Raw genomic sequence first — 24,498 nt, 5'->3', positions numbered from 1 at the left:
TGGGAGGGGGCAGGAAGTGCGATTGGGCGGATTTTGTCCGGCAGACGAGCGTAACGCGTACACATGAACGATTCGTCTGCCGGACCGGCCGGAGGGGTGGCCGTCAGGTGTGGGCCGGTTCACGCTCCCGTACGCCGTCCTGCGGGGCCGTGGCCCCGCAGGACGGCGTACGGGAGCGGGTCCGGCCCCGGCCGGCCGGCCCGCCCGGGCATGTGGTCATGAGAAGGGCCCGGCCCTGTGCGCAGGCGAGCACAGGCAGGACCGGGCCCTTCCGGATCGCTCCCGGGTGGTGCTAGAGCGAGGGGTACAGCGGGAACTTCGCGGCGAGCGCGGAGACGCGCGCCTTCAGGTCCTCGCTGTCGTACGCCGGCTTCAGCGCGGAGGCGATGATCTCGGCGACCTCGGTGAAGGCCTCGGCGTCGAAGCCGCGCGTGGCCAGGGCCGGCGTGCCGATCCGCAGGCCCGAGGTCACCATCGGCGGCCGCGGGTCGTTCGGGATGGCGTTCCGGTTGACCGTGATGCCGACCTCGTGGAGCCGGTCCTCGGCCTGCTGGCCGTCCAGCTCGGAGTTGCGCAGGTCGACGAGGACCAGGTGGACGTCCGTACCGCCGGAGAGGACGGACACGCCGGCCTCGGTGACGTCGGTCTGCACCAGGCGCTCGGCGATGATCTTCGCGCCCTCCAGGGTGCGCACCTGGCGCTCCTTGAAGTCCTCCGAAGCCGCGACCTTGAAGGAGACGGCCTTGGCCGCGATCACGTGCTCCAGCGGGCCGCCCTGCTGGCCCGGGAAGACCGCGGAGTTGATCTTCTTGGCCAGCTCCTGCGTCGACAGGATGACACCGCCGCGGGGACCGCCGAGGGTCTTGTGCGTGGTGGTCGTGACGATGTGGGCGTGCGGCACCGGGTTCGGGTGCAGACCCGCGGCGACCAGGCCCGCGAAGTGCGCCATGTCGACCATCAGGTACGCGCCGACCTCGTCCGCGATGCGGCGGAAGGCTGCGAAGTCCAGGTGGCGCGGGTAGGCGGACCAGCCCGCGACGATCAGCTGCGGCTTGGACTCCTTGGCGAGGCGCTCGACCTCGGCCATGTCCACCTGACCGGTCTCGTCGACGTGGTACGGGACCACGTTGTAGAGCTTGCCGGAGAAGTTGATCTTCATGCCGTGGGTCAGGTGACCGCCGTGGGCCAGGTTCAGGCCCATGATCGTGTCGCCCGGCTTGATCAGCGCGAACATCGCGGCGGCGTTCGCCTGCGCGCCGGAGTGCGGCTGGACGTTGGCGGCCTCGGCGCCGAACAGCGCCTTGACGCGGTCGATGGCGATCTGCTCGACCACGTCGACGTGCTCGCAGCCGCCGTAGTAGCGGCGGCCCGGGTAGCCCTCGGCGTACTTGTTGGTCAGGACCGAGCCCTGGGCCTCCATGACGGCGACCGGAGCGAAGTTCTCCGACGCGATCATTTCCAGGGTCGACTGCTGGCGTACGAGCTCGGCGTCGACGGCGGCGGCGACGTCCGGGTCGAGCTCGTGGAGCGGGGTGTTCAGCACAGACATCAAGATCCCCTGGGGTGTCAGTTGTCGGAGTGGGTGAGCGCGGCGTACTCCTCGGCGGAGAGCAGGTCGCCCGGCTCCTCCGCGACGCGCACCTTGAACAGCCAGCCGCCCTCGAACGGGGCCGTGTTCACGAGCGCCGGGTCGTCCACGACGTCCTGGTTGAACTCGACGATCTCGCCGGAGACGGGGGAGTACAGGTCGCTGACCGACTTGGTCGACTCCAGCTCCCCGCAGGTCTCGCCCGCGGTCACCGTGTCGCCCACCGGGGGGAGCTGGGCGTAGACGACGTCACCGAGCGCGTTGGCCGCGAACTCCGTGATGCCGACCGTCGAGACGCCGTCCTCGGCGACCGACAGCCACTCGTGCTCCTTGCTGTAACGCAGCTGCTGGGGGTTGCTCATGGCCTGATTCTCCTGGATGCGGGGGAGTGGGAACGAACAGTGGTCTCGGGTACCGAGACAGGGCCGCACGGCTGACCGTACGGCTGAGGCCTGGAGAAGGACTACTTCCGCCGCTTGTAGAACGGCAGGGCCACGACCTCGTACGGCTCATGCGTACCGCGAATGTCGACGCCGACGCCGGAGGTGCCGGGCGCGGCGTGCGCCGCGTCCACGTACGCCATGGCGATCGGCTTGCCCAGCGTCGGGGACGGGGCGCCCGAGGTGACCTCGCCGACGACCTCGCCGCCGGCGACGACCGGGAAACCGGCGCGCGGGACGCGGCGGCCCTCGGCGATCAGGCCGACCAGCTTGCGCGGCGGGTTCGAGGCGGCGCGCTCGGCGGCGGCCTCCAGCGCGGCACGGCCGACGAAGTCCCCCTCCTTCTCGAACTTCACGACCCGGCCCAGGCCCGCGTCGAACGGGGTGAGGGAGGTCGTCAGCTCGTGCCCGTACAGCGGCATGCCCGCCTCCAGGCGCAGCGTGTCGCGGCAGGACAGGCCCGCCGGGACCAGGCCGACGCCCTCGCCCGCCTTCGTCAGGGCCTGCCACAGCTCCACGGCGTGCCCGGGGGAGACGAACAGCTCGAAGCCGTCCTCGCCGGTGTAGCCGGTACGGGCGATCAGCGCGGGCACGCCCGCGACGGTGCCCGGCAGGCCGGCGTAGTACTTCAGCCCGTCCAGGTCGGCGTCGGTCAGGGACTTCAGGATGCCGGGGGACTCCGGGCCCTGGACGGCGATCAGCGCGTACGCGTCGCGGTCGTCGCGGACCTCGGCGTCGAAGCCGGCGGCGCGCTCGGTGATCGCGTCCAGGACGACCTGGGCGTTGGAGGCGTTGGCGACGACCATGAACTCGGTCTCGCCCAGCCGGTAGACGATCAGGTCGTCGACGATGCCGCCGTCCGCCTGGCAGATGTGCGTGTAGCGGGCGCGGCCGACGCCGACGGTGGAGATGTTGCCGACCAGCGCGTAGTCGAGGACCTTGACGGCCTCCGGGCCGGTCAGGGTGATCTCGCCCATGTGGGACAGGTCGAAGAGACCGGCCCTGGTGCGTACGGCGTTGTGCTCGTCGCGCTCGCTCGCGTACCGCAGCGGCATGTCCCAGCCCGCGAAATCGGTCATGGTGGCACCGAGGGAACGGTGCAGCGCATCGAGGGCGGTCAGACGGGGGGCAGAGCTCATGGGTGTGACTCCCGGGTCCCAGGGCATCGACATGACATGACGAGGACGTTCCTCCCCATCTGTCATCGGAACCTGAGAGGTTCGCCGAGAGTTCCCCCGATCTTCCGATCCGGCGGGATTCCCGACTTGCACCTTGGGTGGAGCGCGCGCCCCGGCCTCACGGGCGGCGGCGCGGCTCGCTTTTCAGATCTGCCTCATCCACGCGGTACGGGGCCTGAGAGATTCAAGGGAGGTTCTTGCTCCTTCGGCGCCCGCGCACGGCCTTGCGGCGTGCCGGGACTCTCCCGCGCGGATTCAAGCGGCCGGTATGCAGTTGGTCCAGATGGCGCACATCATTGCACGCCGTGCGCGTGATCGGGCGGGCGGGCCCGAAAGACCGCGGCGTTCGCGGAGGTCCGGACCGGAACCGCCGGTCCCGGATTACCGTCTCTTTACACTCAGTGGGCAAGGGTCTTTGCGACCCGATTCGGGGGAGGCGATCACTGTGCGGAGATTCGGAGTAGTGGCGACGACGACGGGAACCGTGGACGCGGTGCCGGAGCAGCGCGGCCCGCGCGTCCGCCGGGCGGCGTCCGAGGCCGCCCCCGGCGCCGTACGGGACCTGCGCGGCCCGGCGGTGCGCGGGCCCCAGCGGCTCGGCTTCGCGGCCGGGGACATCGTCGTCGTGTCCGGGCTGCCCGGCGGCGGCAAGAGCACGCTGATCAAGAGGGCGGCCGCCGAGGGCGGGTCCGTCGACTCCCAGGACACCCGCGAGCGCTGGGAGCGCCGGATGCCGGCGTTCCTCCCGTACGGCGCCTACCGGCCGCTGGTCCGCGCCGCCCACTACTGGGGGCTGTGGCGCGTCCTGCGCTCCGGCGCCTCGGTGGTCGTCCACGACTGCGGCACCCAGAGCTGGGTGCGCGGCCTGCTCGCGGCGGCCGCCCGCCACCGGGGCCGCGAGCTGCACCTGCTGTTCCTGGACAGCAGCCCCGAGGAGGCCCTCTCCGGGCAGGCGGCGCGCGGCCGGCGCGTGTCGGCGTACGCCTTCTCCCGGCACCGGGGCGCGGTGGCCCGCCTGCTGCGCGACGCGGAGGCCGGGCACCCGCCCGCGGGCTGCGCCTCGGCGACGCTCCTGGACCGCCGCTCGGCGGCGGCGGTGACGCGGATCGCGTTCCCCGGCTGAGGCGGTCCGGCGTCCCCGCGGTCCGGCGTCCCCGCGGCCCGGCGTCCCCGGGGGACCGGCGTCCCCGCGGCCCGGCGTCTCCGGGGGACCGGAGGCGGCCCGCGGCCCGGCAGCGGATAGCCTCGGCACGAGACGCGGCGGGGACCACACGGAGGCAGGGGAACATGCAGGGCAGCGGCTGGCCGGAGAACGAACTGGAGCAGGTGCTCGGAGCGGCGCTGGGACTGCCGGACGCGGGGGCGCGGATCCTCGAGGTGCTCGGGCGCAGCCGGGTGTGGGTGCCGCTGCCCGCGGGCGGGGCCCCCGACGCGGCGAGCCTGTCCCTGCCGACCATGGACATCGCCGGGGCGGCCTACGTCCCCGTCTACAGCTCCGAGGCGCAGTTCCGCTATTGCGCCGGCCCCGCCATGGACTTCGCCGTCGCCCCCGCCGTCGAGTTCGCCCGCGGCCTGCCCCCGCAGCTCGGCATCGCCGTGAATCCCGAGGGAGCCGTCGGCGTCCCCCTGCCACCGCCCGCCGTCGCGGAGCTGTGCCGGATCGGACGCAGCCCCCTGGACGGGTCCGCGTCCGGCGGCCGCGTCCGGCTGTACGAGCCGGACTGGCAGGACGACCCGGTGGACTTCCTGGCCGCCGCCGCGGAGGAGTTCCGGGCGGCCGGCGCGGTCACGGCCGCGTACCGCTGCCTGGCCAGCGTCGAGGGCGGGGAGCCGCAGCTGTTCGTCGGCGTCCGGCTGGTGGGATGGGACCCCGGGACGCAGAACGCCCCGATGGAGGCCCTCGGCCGGGCCCTGACCCGCGTCCCACCGCCGTGGCCCGTGCAGTTGATCCTGCTGGACGCCGCCGAGGACCCGGTCACGGACTGGATTCGTGAGCGCGTACGCCCCTTCTACCTCCCGTAGGGCCGCTTAAGGTGGTCACATCTCCGGCCGCACGCGCGGCCCGGGTACGCGTGCACGACGGGCGGACGAAGAGGGGTACCGGGTGAGTGCGTCAGGCACGGCCGCGGCCGGGCAGGTCGAGCACATGCTGCGCCAGGTGACTCCCGGGCGCTATGAGAGCTACGAGTCACTGCTGCACGCCCTCGCCGAGGGGCGGCTGTGGATGCTGCTCTGGCAGGGGCAGCCGGGATCGCCGGACGCCCAGTACGGCGGCATGGAGGTGGAGGGCCTCGGCTACGCGCCCTGCGTGACCTCCCCCCAGGAGCTGGCCGCCAGCGGCTGGAACCGGGGCTACGAGGTCGTCACGGGCCGGGACATCGCCCGCTCCCTGTACCCGGACCGCTGGGGGCTGTGGCTCAACCCGCACGCCGCGGGCGGCGGCCTCGGCGTGCCCTGGGCCGACCTGCGCCGGATCGCCACCGGCCTGGACCGGATGCCGGCCGGGCCGCTGCGGCTGTCCGAGCCCGCCATCGAGCTCCCGCAGTTCTACGGACTGCTGACCCGGCACGCCCACCGCACGCCCGCCGTGCGGTCGCTGCGCCGCGCCTGGGTGCAGCCCGCGCTCGGCTCGCCGTACCTCGCGGTCGGGCTCGACCTGTACGACGCCTCGGCGCCCGCGCTGGAATCCGTACGGGAGATGATGCGCCAGTCGGTCGGCGCGGTCCCCGAGGGCGTCCCGGTGTGCACCGTCGCGCTGGCGGACGAGCACGACCCGGTGGCCATGTGGCTGCGCGCGCAGACCCGGCCGTTCTACGACCGGGAGGGGCAGGGGCCGGCGTACTGAGCCGGAGCCCGACCGCTCCCCGAGACATCCGCATACTGAGACATCCGTCTCGAAGGCCGCACCGGAGCCCGCCGGTGCGGCCTTTCGCATTTCACGTCGAATCCGCCCAAGAAGGCTGCCCTAAGTGGCAGTTGGCCCGGATGTCCGTTCCGCGCCTAACGGGCGGTCTTTCACCGCTGAACAGTCCGCGCGGTTCGGATAACGGAAGGTGTAGGCGCAGATCACGGTTGCGCATCACATCCCCGGCAGGTCTGGCGGGCGGCTCAGACGCCGTTGAAGACTCCCCCCACCGAAGGCCGGTCAATCCAGCAAGCACCAGCTCTTCACGTGCACTTCAGGCGCATTTCGTGCCGATCGCACCATCAGCGACGCCGATAGAACCAAGCCGCCACAGCGGCGGGCATGGGCCGGCCACCGTCGGCCGAGAGGGGTCCCCACCACGATGACGGCACCACTGCACGACACCAGCGCGGCCGGGCCCGCGGCCGTGGCCGCCCCCGAAGTCCCGCAGAAGGCGATCGAGGGGCGCTCTCCGTGGAAGATCGCGTGGATCCGCCTCAAGCGTGACAAGGTCGCCCTGGCCGGCGGTGTCGTCGTGCTCCTGCTGATCCTCGTCGCACTCTTCGCGCCGCTGATCGTGGGGCTCCTCGGGCACCCGCCGGAGGAGCTCCACGAGGACATGCTGGACCCGCTGCTCGGCCTGCCGGCCGGCGACTGGGGCGGCATGAGCGGGGACTTCCTGCTGGGCGTCGAGCCGGTCAACGGCCGCGACGTCTTCAGCCGCATCGTCTACGGCGCCCGGATCTCGCTGCTGGTCGCCTTCCTGTCCGCCTTCGTGGCGGTCGGGCTGGGCACCTTCTTCGGCATCATCGCGGGCTACTTCGGCGGCTGGGTCGACGCGGCCGTCAGCCGCGTCATGGACCTGCTGCTGGCCTTCCCGCAGCTGCTGTTCATCATCGCGCTGATCTCCGTCATCCCCAGCAAGCTGTGGGGCTTCGAGGGGTCGGGCCTGCGCATCGCGGTGCTGGTGCTGGTCATCGGCTTCTTCGGGTGGCCGTACATCGGCCGCATCGTCCGCGGGCAGACCCTGTCGCTGCGCGAACGGGAGTACGTCGAAGCGGCGCGCAGCCTCGGCGCGGGCCGCATGTACATCCTCTTCCGCGAACTGCTTCCGAACCTGGTGGCGCCCATCACCGTCTACTCGACGCTGATGATCCCCACCAACGTGCTGACCGAGGCGGCCCTCAGCTTCCTCGGAGTCGGCGTCAAGCCGCCCACGCCGTCCTGGGGAGAGACCCTCTCCACGGCCGTGCGGACCTACGAGGACGATCCGCTCTTCATGATCTTCCCCGGTGTGGCGATCTTCATCACCGTGCTGGCCTTCAACCTCTTCGGCGACGGCGTCCGCGACGCCCTCGACCCGAAGGGCTCCCGCTAGCCACCGCAGGGCAAACCAGGAACCGGCTTCGAGCCGTACGCATACCGGAACTACAAACGGAGGGTTGCGAGCATCGTGACTACCCATCGCACGTCGAAGCGCAGGCTTGCCACTGGCACGGCCGTCGTGCTCGCGGTCATGCTGACCGCGACCGCCTGTGGCGGTAACGAGAAGACGGACGACAAGTCCGCCGGCGGCGCCGGCTTCAACTCGGGCATCGGCAAGATCGCCAACGCGTCCGACAAGAAGGGCGGCGAGCTCAAGTTCGTCGGCACCCAGGAAGCCGACTCGTGGGACCCGCAGCGCGGCTACTACGGCTTCATGTGGGACTTCTCCCGCTACTACGCCCGCCAGCTGATCAGCTACAAGGCGGCCCCGGGCGAGCAGAGCACCGCGCTGGAGCCCGACCTCGCCACCGCGAAGGCCGAGATCAGCGACGGCGGCAAGACCTACAAGTACACCCTCAAGGACAACGTGACCTGGGAGGACGGCACGCCCGTCACCGCCCAGGACGTGAAGTACGGCATCGAGCGCACCTGGGCCCAGGACGTCATCTCCGGCGGCCCGGTCTACCTGATGCAGGTCCTCGACCCGAAGACCGAGTACCCGGGCCCGTACAAGGACACCGCCCCGGACAAGCTCGGCCTCAAGGCGATCGAGACCCCGGACGCGAAGACCATCATCTTCAAGCTCCCCGTGCCCAACGGTGACTTCGAGCAGATGCTGGCGATGCCGGCGGCGAGCCCGGTCAAGCAGGAGAAGGACACCGCGGCCAAGTACGGCCTGAAGCCCTTCTCGAACGGCCCGTACAAGATCGACTCGTACGAGCCCAACAAGAGCATGAAGCTCTCGCGGAACACGAACTACAAGCCCGAGTCGGACACCATCCGCAAGGCGCTCCCGGACACCATCTCGGTCACGTTCATGGCGAACGCGGACGACATGGACAAGCGCCTGATGAACGGCGAGTTCGACCTCGACATCAACGCGACCGGCATCGGCCAGGCGGCCCGCGCCACCGCGCTGAAGGACCACAAGGGCAACCTGGACAACGGCCAGACCGGCTTCATCCGGTACGCCGTCTTCCCGCAGACCGTCGCGCCGTTCGACAACATCGAGTGCCGCAAGGCCGTCATCCACGCCGCCGACAAGAAGTCCCTGCAGACCGCCCGCGGCGGCCCGCAGGCCGGTGGTGACATCGCCCCCAACATGCTGCCGCTGGGCATCAAGGGCGCCGACGGCAAGTACGACCCGTACGAGGTCCTGAAGAACGACGGCAAGCCGAACGTCGAGAAGGCCAAGGCGGCCCTCGCGGCCTGCGGCAAGCCGGAAGGCTTCAAAACCACCATCGCGGTCCGCAACAACAAGCCGGTCGAGGTCGCCACGGCCGTCTCGCTGCAGAACGCCCTGAAGCAGGTCGGCATCGAGGCCGACGTCGACCAGTTCGACGGCGCCCAGACCTCCGGCATCATCGGTTCGCCGAAGGTCGTCAAGGAGAAGGGCTACGGCATCATCATCATGGGCTGGGGCGCCGACTTCCCGACCGGTCAGGGCTTCTCCCAGCCGCTGGTCGACGGCCGCTTCATCCTGCAGAGCGGCAACAACAACTTCTCCGAGCTGAACGACCCGGCGGTCAACAAGCTGTTCGACGACGCCATCGCGGAGACCGACCCGGCCAAGGCCGGCGACATCTACAAGCAGATGAACCAGAAGGTCTCCGAGGCCGCGGTCTACCTGCCCTTCGTCTACGACAAGACGATCACCTGGCGCAGCACCCGGCTGACGAACGCCTACACCTCCGACGCCTACAACGGCCGCTACGACTACGCGTCGCTCGGCGTCGTGAAGTAACCATCCGTCAGTCCGTTCCAGTGTTCCAGTGCCACACCCGCTAGGCACGAAGGGCAGGTGATGGCCGCGGCCGCGGCGCGGGGGCGCTCTCCAGAAGAGGGCGCCCCCGGGCAGCGGCCAGGCCGAGCGCAGTGCTTGCATATCTCATCCGGCGGTTCTTCGCCGTCATCGTCATGCTGTTGGTCATCACGCTGGTGACCTTCGGAATCTTCTTCCTCTTCCCGAAGATGATCGGGACGGATCCGGCGCTGTACTTCGTCGGCAAGCAGTCCGACCCCGCCGCCATCGAGGGCATCCGGCAGAAGATGGGTCTCGACGACCCGATCCTCGTCCAGTTCGGCAAGTTCGTCGTCGGGCTGGTGGCGGGTCGCACGTACGCCAACGGCTCCGACGTCACGCACTGCGCCGCGCCCTGCTTCGGATACTCCTTCAAGACCGAGCAGGAGGTCTGGCCGCTGCTGACCGACTGGCTGCCGGTCACCCTCTCGCTCGCCGCCGGCGCCGTCGTGCTCTGGGTCATCGGCGGTGTCGCCACCGGCGTCATCTCCGCCCTCAAGCGCGGTACGGTCCTGGACCGCTCGGCCATGGGCATCGCGCTGGCCGGCGTCTCGCTCCCCATCTACTTCACGGGCATGCTCGCCATCGCCCTGTTCTCCGACCAGCTCGGCTGGTTCGGGCGCCCCGAGGCCACGTTCGCCGACGATCCGGCCAAGTGGTTCAACGGGATGATCCTCCCGTGGGTCTCCCTCGCCTTCCTCTACGCGGCGATGTACGCCCGGCTCACCCGCGCGACGATGCTGGAAGTCCTCAACGAGGACTACATCCGCACCGCCCGCGCCAAGGGCCTGACGGAACCCGTCGTCATCGGGAAGCACGCGATGCGGTCGACGATGACGCCCATCCTGACCGTCCTCGGCCTGGACCTCGGCGCCCTGATGGGCGGCGCGGTGCTGACCGAGTACACGTTCTCGCTGCACGGCCTCGGCTACAGCGCGGTCCGCGCGATCAGCGAGCACGACCTGCCGGTCATCCTGGGCATCACCCTGATCTCCGCCTTCTTCGTCGTCGCGGCGAACCTCATCGTTGACCTCATGTACGCGGTGATCGACCCTCGAGTGAGGCTGTCATGACCGATCTGACCAAGACCGGAGTCCTGGGCCAGCCCGTCGTCGGGACGGCCCCCACCGCCTTCCTGGAGGTCCGCGACCTCAAGGTGCACTTCCCGACCGAGGACGGCCTGGTCAAGTCGGTCGACGGGCTCTCCTTCACGCTGGAGAAGGGCAAGACCCTCGGCATCGTGGGCGAGTCCGGCTCCGGCAAGTCGGTCACCTCGCTCGGCATCATGGGCCTGCACCGCGTCGGCCAGTACGGCCGCCAGCGGGCCCGGATCTCCGGCGAGATCTGGCTGAACGGCAAGGAGCTGCTCACCGCGGAAGAGGACGAGGTGCGCAAGCTGCGCGGCCGGGAGATCGCGATGATCTTCCAGGACCCGCTGTCCGCGATGCACCCGTACTTCACCATCGGCAAGCAGATCGCCGAGGCGTACCGCGTCCACAACAAGGTCGACAAGAAGGCCGCCCGCAAGCGGGCCGTCGACCTCCTGGACCGCGTCGGCATCCCCGAGCCGCACAAGCGCGTCGACAGCTACCCGCACGAGTTCTCGGGCGGCATGCGCCAGCGCGCGATGATCGCGATGGCACTGGTCAACAACCCCGAGCTGCTCATCGCGGACGAGCCGACGACCGCCCTGGACGTCACCGTCCAGGCCCAGATCCTCGACCTGATCCGGGACCTCCAGAAGGAGTTCGGCTCCGCGGTCATCATGATCACGCACGACCTGGGCGTGGTCGCCGAGATGGCCGACGAACTCCTGGTCATGTACGGCGGCCGCTGCGTCGAGCGGGGCACGGCCGAGAAGGTCTTCTACGAGCCCCGCCACCCCTACACCTGGGGCCTGCTGGGCTCGATGCCGCGGATCGACCGCGAGCAGACCGAGCGCCTCATCCCGGTCAAGGGCTCGCCGCCGAGCCTCATCAACATCCCGAGCGGCTGCGCCTTCAACCCGCGCTGCCCGTACGCCGACGTCCCCAAGGACAACGTGACGCGTACGGTCCGGCCCGAGCTCACGGAGGACGGCACCCGCCACTGGTCCGCCTGCCACATGACGCACGAGCAGCGGACCCGGATCTGGACCGAAGAGATTGCGCCGAAGCTGTGACCGAGACCCCCGACATGAAGAAGACGGACACGGCCGTCATCCCCCGGCAGGCCACCGACTCGCCCGAGGTGCTGCTCAAGGTCTCCGGCCTGACCAAGCACTTCCCCATCACCAAGGGGCTGCTGCGGCGCCAGGCCGGCGCGGTCAAGGCCGTCGACGGCATCGACTTCGACGTCCGGCGCGGTGAGACCCTCGGCATCGTCGGCGAGTCCGGGTGCGGCAAGTCCACCATGGGCCGGCTGATCACGCGGCTGCTGGAGCCCACCGGCGGCACCGTCGAGTTCGAGGGCAAGGACATCACGCACCTCGGCGTGGCGGGCATGCGGCCGCTGCGCCGCGACATCCAGATGATCTTCCAGGACCCGTACGGCTCGCTGAACCCCCGGCACACGGTGGGCACCATCGTCAGCGCGCCGTTCAAGCTCCAGAACGTCATGCCCGAGGGCGGGATCAAGCCCGAGGTGCAGCGGCTGCTGTCGCTGGTCGGCCTCAACCCCGAGCACTACAACCGGTACCCGCACGAGTTCTCGGGCGGCCAGCGCCAGCGCATCGGCATCGCGCGGGCGCTGGCCCTCAATCCGAAGCTTGTCGTCGCGGACGAGCCGGTCTCTGCGCTGGACGTGTCCATCCAGGCCCAGGTGGTCAACCTGCTGGACGACCTCCAGCAGGAGCTCGGCCTCACGTACGTGATCATCGCCCACGACCTCTCGGTCATCCGGCACGTGTCGGACCGCATCGCGGTGATGTACCTGGGCAAGATCGTCGAGCTGGCGGACAACAAGGCGCTGTACGGGGCCCCGATGCACCCCTACACCACGGCGCTCATGTCGGCCGTGCCCGTGCCGGACCCGCGCCGGCGCGGCGCCGCGAGCGGCCGCATCCTGCTCAAGGGCGACGTGCCGTCGCCGATCTCGCCGCCGAGCGGCTGCCGCTTCCACACGCGGTGCTGGAAGGCCACGCAGGTCTGCACCACGCAGGAGCCGCCGCTGCTGGCGCTCAAGACGGGGCACCAAGTGGCCTGCCACCACCCGGAGAACGCCCCCGACCAGGTGCCGGGCGACCAGCCCCTGCCGGGCGCGGCCGACGCGGTGTCCACGGTTTCGGAGTAGCGGCCGAAAACACGCGCGGGGCTGGAGGACCTCCAGCCCCGCCCGCGTGTGCCGGGCCGCAAGCCCCGCCCGCGCGTGGCGGGCCGCCTCCGGGCGACGGCTCCGAGAGCCCCGGGCCGCCCGGGCCCCGCTCCTCGCGTCGTCCGGGCCCGCTCCTCCCGCCGTCCGGCCGCCGTCGGCCCCGGCGCAGCGGACGGGTGCGGCGTCACCCGGTCCGGGGCGTGCGGCGGGCCCGCCGCAGGCGACAATGTCCCGGTGCTCCACGATCTCTTCCCGCCCGGCGTCCAGCACGCGCTGGACCTCGCGGGCATCTTCGTCTTCGCCACGGCCGGGGCGCTCCTCGCCGTACGCAAGAACTTCGACGTCTTCGGCATCGCCGTCCTCGCCCTGGTCACCGCGCTCGGCGGCGGCCTCTTCCGCGACCTCGTCATCGGGGCCGTCCCGCCCGCAGCCTTCGGCGAGCTCAGCTTCTTCGTCACGCCGCTGATCGCCGCCGCGCTCGTCTTCTTCCTGCACCCCGAGGTCCAGCGGATCAACCGGGCCATCAACGTCTTCGACGCCGCCGGCCTCGCGCTGTTCTGCGTGACGGGCACGACCAAGGCGTACGAGTACGGGCTGGGCCTCACCGCGTCCGCCGCGCTCGGGCTGGCCACGGCCGTCGGCGGGGGAGTCCTGCGCGACGTGCTCGTCAACGAGGTGCCCTCGCTGCTGCGGGACCGCGAGATGTACGCCGTCCCGGCCATGGTCGGCGCCTCGATGGTCGCCGTCTTCATCGCCCTCGACACCCTGAACGCGATCACCACGGGCCTGGCGATCGTCACCACCTTCGTCCTGCGGCTCCTCGCCATCCGGTACCACCTGCGCGCGCCCCTGGCCTGGAACCGCCGTTCCTCGGTGGCCGAAGAGCCGTAACAAAAATAAGCTACCGCTTAGTAGATCTCCGGTGTACCGTCGGTTCCATGTCACACGCAGCTGCCCAGGCCTCCATCGGCGACAGCGAGTTCGACCGCGACACCACCATCACCGCCCGCGCGGGCGAGGCCGGGGTGTACGACGCGGAACTCTCCGCCGGCTGGACGATCATCACCGCCGTCAACGGCGGATACCTGCTGGCCCTGGTCGGCCGGGCCCTGTCGGCCACCCTGCCGCACCCGGACCCCTTCACGGTCTCCGCGCACTACCTGACCTCCTCCGTGCCCGGGCCCGCCGTGATCCGCACCCAGGTCGTCCGGATCGGCCGCACCCTCTCCACGGGACAGGCCTCGCTGTTCCAGTACGACGAGAACGGCGCCGAGGTCGAGCGCATCCGCGTCCTCGCCTCCTACGGCGACCTCTCCGCGCTCCCGGACGACGTGCGGACCACGGCCCGCCCGCCCGCCATGCCCGCGTACGAGGACTGCCTCGGCGCCGAGGCCGGCCCGGCCCCCATCCCCGGCAGCTCCGCGATCGTCGACCGGCTCCGGCTGCGGCTGGACCCGGCCACCGCCGGATGGGCCGTCGGCGCGCCCTCCGGTAAGGGCGAGATGCGGGCCTGGTTCGAGCTGGCCGACGGCCGCGACGCCGATCCGCTCTCCATGCTGCTGGCGGTGGACGCCCTGCCGCCCACCTCCTTCGACCTCGGCCTGATCGGCTGGACCCCGACCGTGGAGCTGACCACCCACGTCCGCCGCCGCCCGGCGCCGGGCCCGCTGCGGGTCGCCATCACCACGCGCAACCTGGCCGGCGGCTTCCTGGAGGAGGACGCCGAGGTCTGGGACTCCGCGGACCGCCTCGTGGCCCAGTCCCGCCAGCTGGCCCGCGCACCGCGCCAGGCCTGATCCCGGCGGGTCCCGGCCGTTCCGGCGGGTCCCGCCCGTGCCGCCCGTCCCGGCCGGGCCCGCCTGCTTCGCCCGGTGGCCGGACCCCCGCCCCGTCGTGCGTCCGGGGCGGTGTCCGGCCCGGGGCGGCCCGGGGGAGTCCCGCTGGAGATCCGGGGCCCGGGGGACTCGTAGAATCGGGGGATCATGGCCTACCTCGACCACGCCGCCACCACCCCGATGCTGCCGGAGGCCGCCGCGGCGATGGCCGCGCAGTTCGCCGCCACGGGGAACGCCTCCTCCCTCCACGCCGCCGGCCGCCGGGCCCGCCGTACCGTCGAGGAGGCCCGCGAGGCCTTCGCCGAGGCGATCGGCGCCCGCCCGAGCGAGGTGGTCTTCACCGCCGGCGGGACCGAGGCCGACAACCTCGCCGTCAAGGGCCTCTACTGGGCCCGCCGCGACGCCGACCCCGCCCGGACCCGGGTCCTGACCAGCCCCGTCGAGCACCACGCGGTCCTCGACGCCGTGCACTGGCTCGCCGAGCACGAGGGCGCGCGGGTGGAGTACCTGCCCGTGGACCACCACGGGCGCGTCCACCCCGAGGCCTTCCGGGAGGCCGTCGAGCGCGACCCCGACGACGTGGCGCTCGCCACCGTCATGTGGGCCAACAACGAGATCGGCACCGTCATGCCGGTCCGCGAACTGGCCGACGTCGCCGCCGGGCACGGCATCCCGCTCCACTCCGACGCCGTCCAGGCCTTCGGTCAGCTCGACGTCCGCTTCGCCGACAGCGGCCTGGCCGCCATGACCGTCAGCGGCCACAAGATCGGCGGCCCCTACGGGATCGGCGCCCTGCTGCTCGGCCGCGACCAGACCCCGGTGCCCGTCCTGCACGGCGGCGGCCAGGAACGGCACGTGCGCTCCGGCACCCTCGACGTACCCGCCATCGCCGCCTTCGCGGTAGCCGCGGTCCTCGCCGCCGAACGGCGCGAACGGTTCGCCGCCGAGATCGGCGCCCTGCGCGACGAACTCGTCTCCGCCGTGCTGGCCGCCGTCCCCGACGCCGTCCTCGGCGGCGACCCCGAGGGCCGCCTCCCGGCCAACGCCCACTTCAGCTTCCCCGGCTGCGAGGGGGACTCCCTGCTGCTCCTGCTCGACGCCCAGGGCATCGAGTGCTCCACCGGCTCCGCCTGCACCGCCGGGGTCGCCCAGCCCAGCCACGTCCTGCTGGCCACCGGCACCGACCCGCTGCTGGCCCGCGGCACCCTGCGCTTCTCCCTGGGCCACACCTCCACGAGGGAGGACGTCGCCGCCGTCGCCGCGGCCATCGGCCCGGCGGTCGACCGCGCCCGCACGGCGGGGCTCAGCTAGCGGCGCGCAGGGCCTCGCCGACCAGGCGGACGTACCGGTCCCAGTCCCAGTGGCGACCCGGGTCCGTGTGGTCGGCGCCCGGCACCTCGGAGTGCCCGACGATGTGGGTGCGGTCCGCCGGTATGCCGTAGCGCCGGCAGATGCCCGCCGCCAGCACGGCCGAGGCCGCGTACATCGAGTCGGTGAAGTCCTGCGGGCGGTCCACGAAGCCCACGTGCTCGATGCCGACGCTCCGCTCGTTCATCGACCGGTTGCCCGCGTGGAAGGCGACGTCCAACTCCCGCACCATCTGCTCGACATGGCCGTCCTGGCGCACTATGTAGTGCGCCGACGCCTTGTGCCACGGGTTCTTGAACGCATCCACCGAGGATCCGAAGCCGCCCTGTGTGACATGCACGACAATCCGGTCCACGCGGTAGTCGTCCGGCCGGTCGGCGAGCCGCCAGTTCGCCGGGGAGGCCGCCGTCCAGCCCGCCCCCGTGTGGTCGATCTCGCCCTCCTTGCGCGGCTTGGACACCCCCGGCATCAGCCACCAGGCACGGCCCAGCTCGTCCCGGCCGACGACCGCCGCCGCGGCGACGACCCCGAGCCCCCCGAGCAGCACCGCCCTGCGGGTCCGCCGCGGTCTCCCCGCGGCCTTTCCGTCCTTCGCGCCCTCACGCACCATGTGATCCACCCCCTGACCCCGATAACGCGCTGTGACCCCTTGCGGTTCCCCGTACCCTGGACGGTGCTATGACTGAGAACCTGCCGCGCACCGCCCGCCCCCTCCGCGTCCTGGCCGCCATGTCCGGCGGCGTGGACTCCGCCGTCGCCGCCGCCCGCGCGGTCGAAGCCGGGCACGACGTGACCGGCGTCCACCTCGCGCTCTCCGCGAACCCGCAGTCCTTCCGCACCGGAGCCCGCGGCTGCTGCACCATCGAGGACTCCCGCGACGCCCGCCGCGCCGCCGACGTCATCGGCATCCCGTTCTACGTCTGGGACCTCGCCGAGCGCTTCCGCGAGGATGTCGTCGAGGACTTCATCTCCGAGTACGAGGCCGGGCGCACCCCGAACCCCTGCCTGCGCTGCAACGAGAAGATCAAGTTCGCCGCGCTGCTCGACAAGGCCCTCGCCCTCGGCTTCGACGCCGTCTGCACCGGCCACTACGCCACCGTCGTGCTGAACGCGGACGGCTCCCGCGAGCTGCACCGCGCCTCCGACATGGCCAAGGACCAGTCGTACGTCCTCGGCGTGCTCGACGAGAAGCAGCTCGCCCACGCCCTCTTCCCGCTCGGTGACACCCTCACCACCAAGGAGGAGATCCGGGCCGAGGCCGAGGAGCGCGGCCTGGCCGTCGCGAAGAAGCCCGACAGCCACGACATCTGCTTCATCGCCGACGGCGACACCCAGGGCTTCCTCGCGGGCCGCCTCGGCAAGGCCGAGGGCGACATCGTCGACGAGACCGGTGAGAAGGTCGGCACCCACGAGGGAGCCTTCGGCTTCACCATCGGCCAGCGCAAGGGCCTGCGCATCGGGCACCCGGCCGCCGACGGCAAGCCGCGCTACGTCCTCGACATCTCCCCGGTGAACAACACCGTCACCGTCGGCCCCGTAGAGGCCCTCGACGTCACCGCCCTCACCGCGATCCGCCCCCGCTGGTGCGGCGCTGCGGCCGCCGCCCCCGGTACGTACACCGCGCAGCTGCGCGCCCACGGCGGCGAGACCGAGGTCTTCGCCGAGCTCGTGGACGGCGAGCTGCGCGTGTCCTTCACCGAGCCGGTCCGCGGTGTGGCCCCGGGCCAGGCGATCGTGCTCTACGACGGCACCCGCGTGGTCGGCTCCGCCACCATCGCGACGACCACGCGGGCCGCGGCCGCGGCCGTGTAGCGCCGGCGGGTCAGGCCACCGTCAGGACGATCTTGCCGGTGGTCCGGCCGAGCTCGCCGAGCTCGTGGGCCTTCGCGGCCTGCTCCAGCGGCAGGACCGCTTCGATCAGCGGCTTCAGCAGGCCCCGGTCCGCCAGGGCGGCGATCTCCTGGAGGCCCTTCAGGTCCGGCTCCACGAGGAGCCACACGGCGTGTACGTCCTCGGCGCCGTCCGGGACGCCGTCGGGGCCCGGCAGGGTCACCAGGTGGCCGCCCGGCTTCAGCACCTTCAGAGAGCGCCGGCCGTGGTCCCCGCCGACCGCGTCGATGACGACGTCCACGTCGGAGACGACGTCCTCGAAGTCGGTGGTGCGGTAGTCGATCACCTCGTCCGCGCCCAGCTCGCGCAGCAGGCCGTGCTTGGCGGCGCTCGCGGTGCCGATCACGTACGCGCCCCGGGCCTTGGCGATCTGCACGGCCAGGTGGCCGACCCCGCCGGCCGCCGCGTGGACCAGCACGCGCTGCCCGGCCGTGACTCCGGCGGTGTCCACCAGCGCCTGCCAGGCGGTCAGCGCGGCCAGCGGCAGCGCCGCCGCCTGTACGTGGTCCAGCGAGGCGGGCTTGCGGGCGAAGTGCCGGGCCGGGGCGGTCACGTACTCGGCGTAGGCGCCGGCCTGCTGCGGGAAGCGGGGCATCCCATACACCTCGTCGCCCGCCCGGTACAGGGTCACGCCCGGACCGACGGCCTCGACGGTGCCCGACACGTCCCAGCCCACGGCGGGCACGGGCCCCCAGGGGATCAGGGCGCCGCTCTCGCGGGTCTTCCAGTCGACCGGGTTCACCCCGGCGGCGTGGACCCGTACGAGGACCTCGCCCATGCCGGGCTCCGGGCGCTCGGCCTGCGTCTCGACGAGGACCTCGGGTCCGCCCCACTTGCTGACGACGACGGCGCGCATGAATGTCTCCTTGCTGGTGGTCCGTACCGGTTTCCCCGGCCGATGACCCCAGCTTCGCGGCTCCATGGCCCGCGTAGTGCTGACCGTACGGCCACCATGTGACAGGATCTGGCCATGCACCGTATTGCCGTACTGGCCCTCGAAGGCGTCCCCCCGTTCGAGCTCGGGATGCCCTCCCGAGTCTTCGGCAACGCCCAGGACGAGGCCGGCGGCCCGCTCTACGAGGTCACCGTCTGCACCGCCGACGGCCTCCCCGTCGCCAGCGACGCGGGCTTCACGGTCGGCGTCTCGGCCGGCCCGGAGGCGCTCGCCGCCGCCGACACCGTGATCATCCCGCCCACGCACGCCATGGACGACCTCGCCCAGGGCGCCCCCCTGCCGCCCGCCCTGACCGCGGCCCTCGCCGCGATCCGGCCCGGCACCCGGCTGGTGTCCATCTGCACCGGCTCGTACGTGCTCGCCGCGGCCGGGCTGCTCGACGGCCGGCCCGCCACCACCCACTGGCTGCACGCCCCCGAGTTCCAGCGGGCCTTCCCCCGCGTCCGGCTCGACGAGGAGGTCCTCTTCGTCGACGACGGCGACATCCTCACCTCCGCCGGAGTGGCCGCGGGCGTCGACCTCTGCCTCTACCTCGTCCGCCAGGACCACGGCACCGCCGTCGCCAACCGGGCCGCCCGGCTGTGCGTCGTACCGCCCTGGCGCGACGGCGGGCAGGCCCAGTACATCGACCGGCCCGTCCCCGAGCCGACCGTCGCCACCACCACCGCCACCCGCGCCTGGGCCCTGGAACGCCTCGCCGAGCCCGTCACGCTGGCCGAGCTGGCCGCCCACGCCCGGATGAGCCTGCGCACCTTCACCCGCCGGTTCCGCGACGAGGTCGGCATGACCCCGGTGCAGTGGCTCACCGCCCAACGCCTCGACATAGCCCGCCACTTGCTGGAGGCCAGCGACCTGCCCGTGGACCTGGTCGCCCACCGCGCGGGCTTCGGCTCCGCCAACTCCCTGCGCCAGCACATGCGGTCGGCCCTCGGCATCTCCCCGATCGCCTACCGCCGCACCTTCCAGCCGCACGACCCGGCGGCCGCCGCCGCACCGGCATGACCCCTCGGGTCATCGACCCCCCGCCGGGCCGCTGACAGGATCGGGGAACCGGCCCGGCAACGGGCATCCGTCCGACAGGGGAGACCGCCATGACCGCGTACGCCATCGCCCACATACGACCCGAGACCGTGAACGAGGACGTCCTGCGCTACATCGAGGCGATCCAGGCCACCATGGACCCCTTCGGCGGCCGCTTCCTCGTCCACGGCCGCGAGGTCGAGGTCCTGGAGGGCCCCTTCCCCGGCACGGTCGTCGTGGTCGGCTTCCCCGACCTGGAGCGGGCCCGCGCCTGGTACGCCTCCGACGCCTACCAGGCGATCATCCCGCTGCGCACCGACCACGTCCCGGGCGAGGTCATCCTGGTCGAGGGCGTCCCGGCCGACTACGACGCGGCAAAGACGGCCGCCGGGCTGCGCGAAGCCGCGGGGCTCTGACCCGGCCGGCCGGGGCCGCCGCCGCACGGGCACACGTCGCGGGGGCCCGGTCACCTGCACCGGAGCCCCCGGCCGGGGTGCGAGCATGGGCACCATGGCTACTCACCTGATCACCGGTGCCGGATCCGGCATCGGCGCCGCCGTCGCGGCCCGCCTGCACGCCCGCGGCGACGACCTCGTCCTCCTCGCCCGGGACGCCGGCCGGGCCCGCCAGCTCGTCGACCGCTACCCGGGGTCCGCGGCCCTCGTCGGCGACCTCGCCGACCCCGACCGGCTCTCGTGGGCGTTCTCCAAGCAGGCGATCCCGGAGCGGATCGACTCGCTGCTGCACATCGCCGGGATCGTCGACCTCGGCCCCGTCGGCGACCTGCGCCCCAAGACCTGGCACCAGCAGCTCAACGTGAACCTCATCGCCCCCGCCGAGGTCACCCGGCTGCTGCTGCCGACCCTGCGGGCCTCCCGCGCGGACATCGTCTTCGTGAACTCCGGCGCCGGACTGCGCGCGCACGCCGACTGGAGCGCGTACGCCGCCTCCAAGCACGGCCTGAAGGCCCTGGCCGACTCCCTGCGCGACGAGGAGCGGCCGAACGGCATCCGCGTCACCTCCGTCTACCCGGGCCGCACCGCAAGCCCCATGCAGGCCAAGGTGCACTCCCAGGAGGGCAAGGACTACGACCCCGCCGCCTGGATCGACCCCGCGTCCGTGGCCACCACCATCGTCATGGCCATCGACCTGCCCCGCGACGCCGAGGTCAACGACCTGACCGTCAGGCCCGGCCGATGAGCGCGGGCGCCACCGGAGTCGGCTCGCTGCCCGGCGGGGACGCCCGCGAGGCCGCCAGGACCGTCACGGGCTCCTTCGAGGACTTCCCGTACCTCGCCGAGCTGCCCGCCCGCGGCCCCGGCGCCGACATGATCGGCCGCTCGCTGGGGCTGCTCGTCGACATGTACGCGCACGTCGAGCCGAGCGGCTGGCGGATCTGCGACCGGCCCGGCCGCGACAGCCGGCGCGCCCGGTCCTGGCTCGGCGAGGACCTCGACGCCCTGGAGGAGTTCACCCAGGGCTACCAGGGCCGGCTCAAGGTCCAGGCCGTCGGGCCCTGGACGCTCGCCGCGGCCCTGGAGCTGCACGGCGGCGAAGCCGTCCTGCAGGACCCCGGGGCCTGCCGCGACCTGGCCGGATCCCTCGCCGAGGGCCTGCGCGAGCACCTGGCGGACGTGCGCAAGCGGATCCCCGGCGCCGAGATCGTCCTCCAGCTCGACGAGCCCTCCCTGACCGCCGTACTGCTCGGCCGGGTCCGCTCCGCGAGCGGTTACCGCACCTACCGCGCCGTCGACCGGCAGGTCGTCGAGGGCGCGCTGCGCGACCTCGTCGCCGTCCACGACGGCGAGGTCGTCGTGCACTCCTGCGCGCCCGAAGTCCCCTTCGCCCTGCTTCGGCGGGCCGGCGTCACGGGTGTGTCGTTCGATTTCTCCTTGCTCACCGAGCGCGAGGACGACGCCATCGGGGAGGCCGTCGAGGACGGTACGAAACTCTTCGCCGGAGTGGTGCCCGGGACCGACGGCCCGTTGTCGGACCCGGGCGGTAGCGTCATGGGTGTCAGGAAGCTCTGGCGCAGGCTGGGACTGGCCCCGGGGACTCTGGCGGAGTCCGTCGTGGTCACCCCGTCGTGCGGACTGGCGGGCGCGTCGCCCGCCTACGCCCGCGCGGCGCAGGCGCATTGCGTCAGAGCGGCGAGGTCGCTCGCCGACAACCCTGAGTGACGGTCGGGACGGGCCACGGGAGGACACGGCATGGCAGCCGAACAGCAGGACACGGCAGTACCGGCGGCGGTGCGCGAGCAGCACGCACTGCTCGCCGAGCAGATCGAGGAGCACCGCTTCCGGTACTACGTGAACGACCAGCCGGTCGTCAGCGACGCCGAGTTCGACACGCTGCTGCGCTCGCTGGAGGCGCTGGAGGAGCAGTACACGGAGCTGCGCACGCCCGACTCGCCCACCCAGAAGGTGGCCGGGGCGTACGAGACGGACTTCGCGTCCGTCGTGCACCGGGAGCGCATGCTCTCCCTCGACAACGCCTTCGACGACGAGGAACTGTCCGCCTGGGCCGAGCGGGTGGCCCGCGACGTGAACACCTCGGACTACCACTACCTGTGCGAGCTGAAGGTGGACGGCCTCGCCGTCAATCTCACCTACGAGAACGGCCGGCTGACCCGCGCCGCCACCCGCGGCGACGGCCGCACCGGTGAGGACATCACCCCCAACGTCCGCACCATCGCCGACATCCCGGACCGGCTCGAGGGAGACCGGATCCCGGCCCTCGTCGAAATCCGCGGCGAGGTCTTCTTCCCGATGGAGAAGTTCGAGGAGCTCAACGCCCGCCTGGTCGAGACCGACGGCAAGCCCTTCGCCAACCCGCGCAACGCGGCCGCCGGTTCGCTGCGCCAGAAGGACCCCAAGGTCACCGCGAGCCGCCCGCTGCACATGGTCGTGCACGGGATCGGCGCGCGCGAGGGCTTCGAGATCACCTGCCAGTCACAGGCGTACGAGCTGCTGCACGAGTGGGGCCTGCCGACCGCCCGGCACAACAAGGTCGTCTCCACGCTCGCCGAAGTCCGCGAGTTCATCGCCTACTTCGGTGCGAACCGGCACTCGGTGGAGCACGAGATCGACGGCGTCGTCGTCAAGCTCGACGAGATCTCCCTCCAGGGCCGGCTCGGCTCCACGGCCCGCGCACCGCGCTGGGCCATCGCCTGGAAGTACGCCCCCGAAGAGGTCAACAGCAAGCTCATCGACATCAAGGTCGGCGTCGGCCGCACCGGGCGGGTGACCCCGTACGCGCAGGTGGAGCCGGTGACGGTGGCCGGCTCCGAGGTCGAGTTCGCCACCCTGCACAACCAGCAGGTCGTCAAGGCCAAGGGCGTGCTCATCGGGGACACCGTGGTGCTGCGCAAGGCGGGCGACGTCATCCCCGAGATCCTCGGGCCGGTGGTGGACCTGCGCGACGGCAGCGAACGGGAGTTCGTGATGCCGGCCGAGTGCCCGGAGTGCGGGGCGGAGCTGCGGCCGATGAAGGAGGGGGACATCGACGTCCGGTGCCCCAACGCCCAGACCTGCCCGGCCCAGCTGCGCCAGCGGCTGTTCTACCTCGCGGGCCGGCAGAGCCTGGACATCGAGAACTTCGGCATGGTGGCGGCCGCCGCGCTGACCGGGCCGCTGGAGCCCGCCGAGCCCCCGCTGCTGGACGAGGGCGACCTCTTCGGCCTGACCATCGAGCAGCTGCTGCCCATCAAGGCGTACGTCCTGGACCAGGACAGCGGACTGCCCAAGCGCGACCCGAAGACCGGCGAGGAGAAGATCGTCACAGTCTTCGCCAACCAGAAGGGCGAGCCGAAGAAGAACGCCCTGGCCATGCTGGAGCACATCGCGGCCGCCAAGGACCGGCCGCTGGCGCGCTTCATCAACGGCCTGTCGATCCGGCACGTCGGCCCGGTGGCGGCCGAGGCACTCGCCCGCGAGTTCCGCTCGATCGACCGCATCGAACAGGCCACCGAGGAGGAGCTGACGGGCACCGACGGCGTCGGCGCGATCATCGCCGCCTCCCTCAAGGAGTGGTTCGCCGTCGACTGGCACCAGGAGATCCTGCGCAAGTGGCGGGAGGCCGGCGTCCGGATGGAGGAGGAGGGGGCCGACGAGGAGCAGGGGCCGCGCCCGCTGGAGGGGCTCACCGTCGTCGTCACGGGCACGCTCCTCGACCACACCCGGGACGGTGCGAAGGAGGCCCTGCAGAGCCGGGGCGCCAAGGTCACCGGATCCGTGTCGAAGAAGACCTCGTTCGTCGTGGTCGGCGACAATCCCGGCTCGAAGTACGACAAGGCCGTGCAGTTGAAGCTCGCCATCCTCGACGACGCCGGTTTCGACGTCCTGCTGGAGCAGGGCCCGGACGCGGCCCGCGCCGCCGCGCTCCCCCTGGACGGGGACGGCGAAGCGGAGTAATACCCCACAAGGGAACCCTTCCGGGCGAGTGGACCCGGGATACGGGTGCGTGGCGTGCGGCCGGACGGGCGGGCGCACGCCAGGCGCGGCGGGCGGTGGCAAACGGCCGGTACAGGGCTGTTCGCAGGGCGGTGACCTGTCGGATCATCGGAAGGACGGCCGGGGGGCCTGGTCCCAACTCACCCGTTCGGCGGATACCGTACTGATGACGATGGCTGGGTCGCATTCGGGCAACCGCCGCCGACCGCTGCCCCTGGGAGCCTCCCGCGTCCTACTGTTGAGGGGTGCGCCTGTCGTGCACGGCTGCGGGACGCGATTTCCGGCCGTGAC

General features: G+C 71.9%; 22 protein-coding genes and 1 riboswitch. Of the genes, 17 read left to right on the top strand and 5 right to left on the bottom strand.

Annotated elements, in window-relative coordinates; all coding sequences use genetic code 11:
• Positions 1 to 292: 292 nt before the first annotated feature.
• The 3 genes from glyA to gcvT form a co-directional block, all read right to left on the bottom strand.
• Positions 293 to 1,549 (bottom strand): serine hydroxymethyltransferase, encoded by a 1,257-nt coding sequence (glyA, locus tag OTB16_RS01300; RefSeq protein ID WP_267717723.1) that lies wholly within the window; start codon positions 1,547 to 1,549, stop codon positions 293 to 295.
• A 17-nt stretch (positions 1,550 to 1,566) separates the two neighbouring features.
• Positions 1,567 to 1,950 (bottom strand): glycine cleavage system protein GcvH, encoded by a 384-nt coding sequence (gene gcvH / locus OTB16_RS01295; protein ID WP_267717722.1) that lies wholly within the window; start codon positions 1,948 to 1,950, stop codon positions 1,567 to 1,569.
• A 101-nt stretch (positions 1,951 to 2,051) separates the two neighbouring features.
• The gene (gcvT, locus tag OTB16_RS01290) at positions 2,052 to 3,167 is read right to left on the bottom strand and encodes a glycine cleavage system aminomethyltransferase GcvT (RefSeq protein WP_267717721.1); all 1,116 of its coding nucleotides are present in this window, start codon (positions 3,165 to 3,167) and stop codon (positions 2,052 to 2,054) included.
• Between the two features lie 193 nt (positions 3,168 to 3,360).
• Positions 3,361 to 3,464: riboswitch (glycine riboswitch) on the bottom strand.
• 205 nt (positions 3,465 to 3,669) lie between these two features.
• Here gcvT and OTB16_RS01285 point away from each other — a divergent pair.
• The 11 genes from OTB16_RS01285 to OTB16_RS01235 all read left to right on the top strand — a co-directional run bounded on the left by OTB16_RS01285 (position 3,670) and on the right by OTB16_RS01235 (position 15,834).
• Entirely contained in the window at positions 3,670 to 4,329 is a 660-nt protein-coding gene (locus OTB16_RS01285) for an AAA family ATPase (protein ID WP_383905278.1), read from the top strand.
• Positions 4,330 to 4,493: 164 nt separating this feature from the next.
• On the top strand, positions 4,494 to 5,228 hold the full coding sequence (locus tag OTB16_RS01280) for an enhanced serine sensitivity protein SseB (protein ID WP_267717720.1): 735 nt from the start codon (positions 4,494 to 4,496) through the stop codon (positions 5,226 to 5,228).
• Between the two features lie 82 nt (positions 5,229 to 5,310).
• On the top strand, positions 5,311 to 6,051 hold the full coding sequence (locus tag OTB16_RS01275; protein WP_267717719.1) for an enhanced serine sensitivity protein SseB C-terminal domain-containing protein: 741 nt from the start codon (positions 5,311 to 5,313) through the stop codon (positions 6,049 to 6,051).
• Between the two features lie 442 nt (positions 6,052 to 6,493).
• Positions 6,494 to 7,489: an ABC transporter permease gene (locus OTB16_RS01270; protein ID WP_267717718.1), complete on the top strand. Its 996-nt coding sequence runs from the start codon at positions 6,494 to 6,496 to the stop codon at positions 7,487 to 7,489.
• 75 nt (positions 7,490 to 7,564) lie between these two features.
• Positions 7,565 to 9,340: an ABC transporter substrate-binding protein gene (locus OTB16_RS01265; protein ID WP_267717717.1), complete on the top strand. Its 1,776-nt coding sequence runs from the start codon at positions 7,565 to 7,567 to the stop codon at positions 9,338 to 9,340.
• 131 nt (positions 9,341 to 9,471) lie between these two features.
• Positions 9,472 to 10,470 (top strand): ABC transporter permease, encoded by a 999-nt coding sequence (locus OTB16_RS01260; protein ID WP_267717716.1) that lies wholly within the window; start codon positions 9,472 to 9,474, stop codon positions 10,468 to 10,470.
• Positions 10,467 to 11,558 carry an ABC transporter ATP-binding protein gene (locus OTB16_RS01255; RefSeq protein ID WP_267717715.1) on the top strand — a complete coding sequence of 364 codons (1,092 nt, stop codon included), beginning with the start codon at positions 10,467 to 10,469 and terminating at the stop codon, positions 11,556 to 11,558. Before OTB16_RS01260 ends, OTB16_RS01255 begins: the two co-directional genes overlap by 4 nt.
• Positions 11,559 to 11,572: 14 nt before the next feature.
• Positions 11,573 to 12,667 carry an ABC transporter ATP-binding protein gene (locus tag OTB16_RS01250; RefSeq protein ID WP_267718362.1) on the top strand — a complete coding sequence of 365 codons (1,095 nt, stop codon included), beginning with the start codon at positions 11,573 to 11,575 and terminating at the stop codon, positions 12,665 to 12,667.
• 255 nt (positions 12,668 to 12,922) lie between these two features.
• On the top strand, positions 12,923 to 13,579 hold the full coding sequence (locus OTB16_RS01245) for a trimeric intracellular cation channel family protein (protein ID WP_267717714.1): 657 nt from the start codon (positions 12,923 to 12,925) through the stop codon (positions 13,577 to 13,579).
• Between the two features lie 47 nt (positions 13,580 to 13,626).
• Positions 13,627 to 14,484: a thioesterase family protein gene (locus tag OTB16_RS01240; RefSeq protein WP_267717713.1), complete on the top strand. Its 858-nt coding sequence runs from the start codon at positions 13,627 to 13,629 to the stop codon at positions 14,482 to 14,484.
• Positions 14,485 to 14,670: 186 nt separating this feature from the next.
• A complete protein-coding gene (locus OTB16_RS01235) occupies positions 14,671 to 15,834 on the top strand; it encodes a cysteine desulfurase family protein (RefSeq protein WP_267717712.1) in 1,164 nt (387 codons plus the stop codon).
• Here the strand turns inward: OTB16_RS01235 and OTB16_RS01230 are convergent.
• Positions 15,827 to 16,501, bottom strand: coding sequence for an N-acetylmuramoyl-L-alanine amidase (locus OTB16_RS01230; protein WP_267717711.1), 675 nt, complete (start codon positions 16,499 to 16,501; stop codon positions 15,827 to 15,829). The genes OTB16_RS01235 and OTB16_RS01230 overlap by 8 nt on opposite strands.
• A gap of 68 nt (positions 16,502 to 16,569) precedes the next feature.
• Here OTB16_RS01230 and mnmA point away from each other — a divergent pair, with 68 nt between their 5' ends.
• The gene (mnmA, locus tag OTB16_RS01225; RefSeq protein WP_267717710.1) at positions 16,570 to 17,703 is read left to right on the top strand and encodes a tRNA 2-thiouridine(34) synthase MnmA; all 1,134 of its coding nucleotides are present in this window, start codon (positions 16,570 to 16,572) and stop codon (positions 17,701 to 17,703) included.
• A 10-nt stretch (positions 17,704 to 17,713) separates the two neighbouring features.
• Here mnmA and OTB16_RS01220 read toward each other — a convergent pair whose 3' ends face one another.
• Entirely contained in the window at positions 17,714 to 18,637 is a 924-nt protein-coding gene (locus OTB16_RS01220; protein WP_267717709.1) for an NADP-dependent oxidoreductase, read from the bottom strand.
• A 114-nt stretch (positions 18,638 to 18,751) separates the two neighbouring features.
• Between OTB16_RS01220 and OTB16_RS01215 the strand changes: the two genes are divergently transcribed.
• The 5 genes from OTB16_RS01215 to ligA all read left to right on the top strand — a co-directional run bounded on the left by OTB16_RS01215 (position 18,752) and on the right by ligA (position 24,168).
• On the top strand, positions 18,752 to 19,738 hold the full coding sequence (locus OTB16_RS01215; protein WP_267717707.1) for a GlxA family transcriptional regulator: 987 nt from the start codon (positions 18,752 to 18,754) through the stop codon (positions 19,736 to 19,738).
• Positions 19,739 to 19,827: 89 nt separating this feature from the next.
• Positions 19,828 to 20,172, top strand: a complete 345-nt coding sequence (locus OTB16_RS01210) for a DUF1330 domain-containing protein (RefSeq protein ID WP_267717706.1) — start codon at positions 19,828 to 19,830, stop codon at positions 20,170 to 20,172.
• Positions 20,173 to 20,266: 94 nt separating this feature from the next.
• The gene (locus OTB16_RS01205; protein ID WP_267717705.1) at positions 20,267 to 20,956 is read left to right on the top strand and encodes an SDR family oxidoreductase; all 690 of its coding nucleotides are present in this window, start codon (positions 20,267 to 20,269) and stop codon (positions 20,954 to 20,956) included.
• On the top strand, positions 20,953 to 21,936 hold the full coding sequence (locus OTB16_RS01200; protein WP_267717704.1) for a methionine synthase: 984 nt from the start codon (positions 20,953 to 20,955) through the stop codon (positions 21,934 to 21,936). The genes OTB16_RS01205 and OTB16_RS01200 overlap by 4 nt, the downstream gene beginning before the upstream one ends.
• Before the next feature lie 30 nt (positions 21,937 to 21,966).
• A complete protein-coding gene (ligA, locus tag OTB16_RS01195; RefSeq protein WP_267717703.1) occupies positions 21,967 to 24,168 on the top strand; it encodes an NAD-dependent DNA ligase LigA in 2,202 nt (733 codons plus the stop codon).
• Positions 24,169 to 24,498: the final 330 nt, after the last annotated feature.

The organism is Streptomyces antarcticus, assembly GCF_026627255.1.
Lineage (GTDB): Bacteria > Actinomycetota > Actinomycetes > Streptomycetales > Streptomycetaceae > Streptomyces > Streptomyces antarcticus.
The sequence above is the reverse complement of the archived record's forward strand: the minus strand, read 5'-3'. Positions and strand labels throughout refer to the sequence as shown.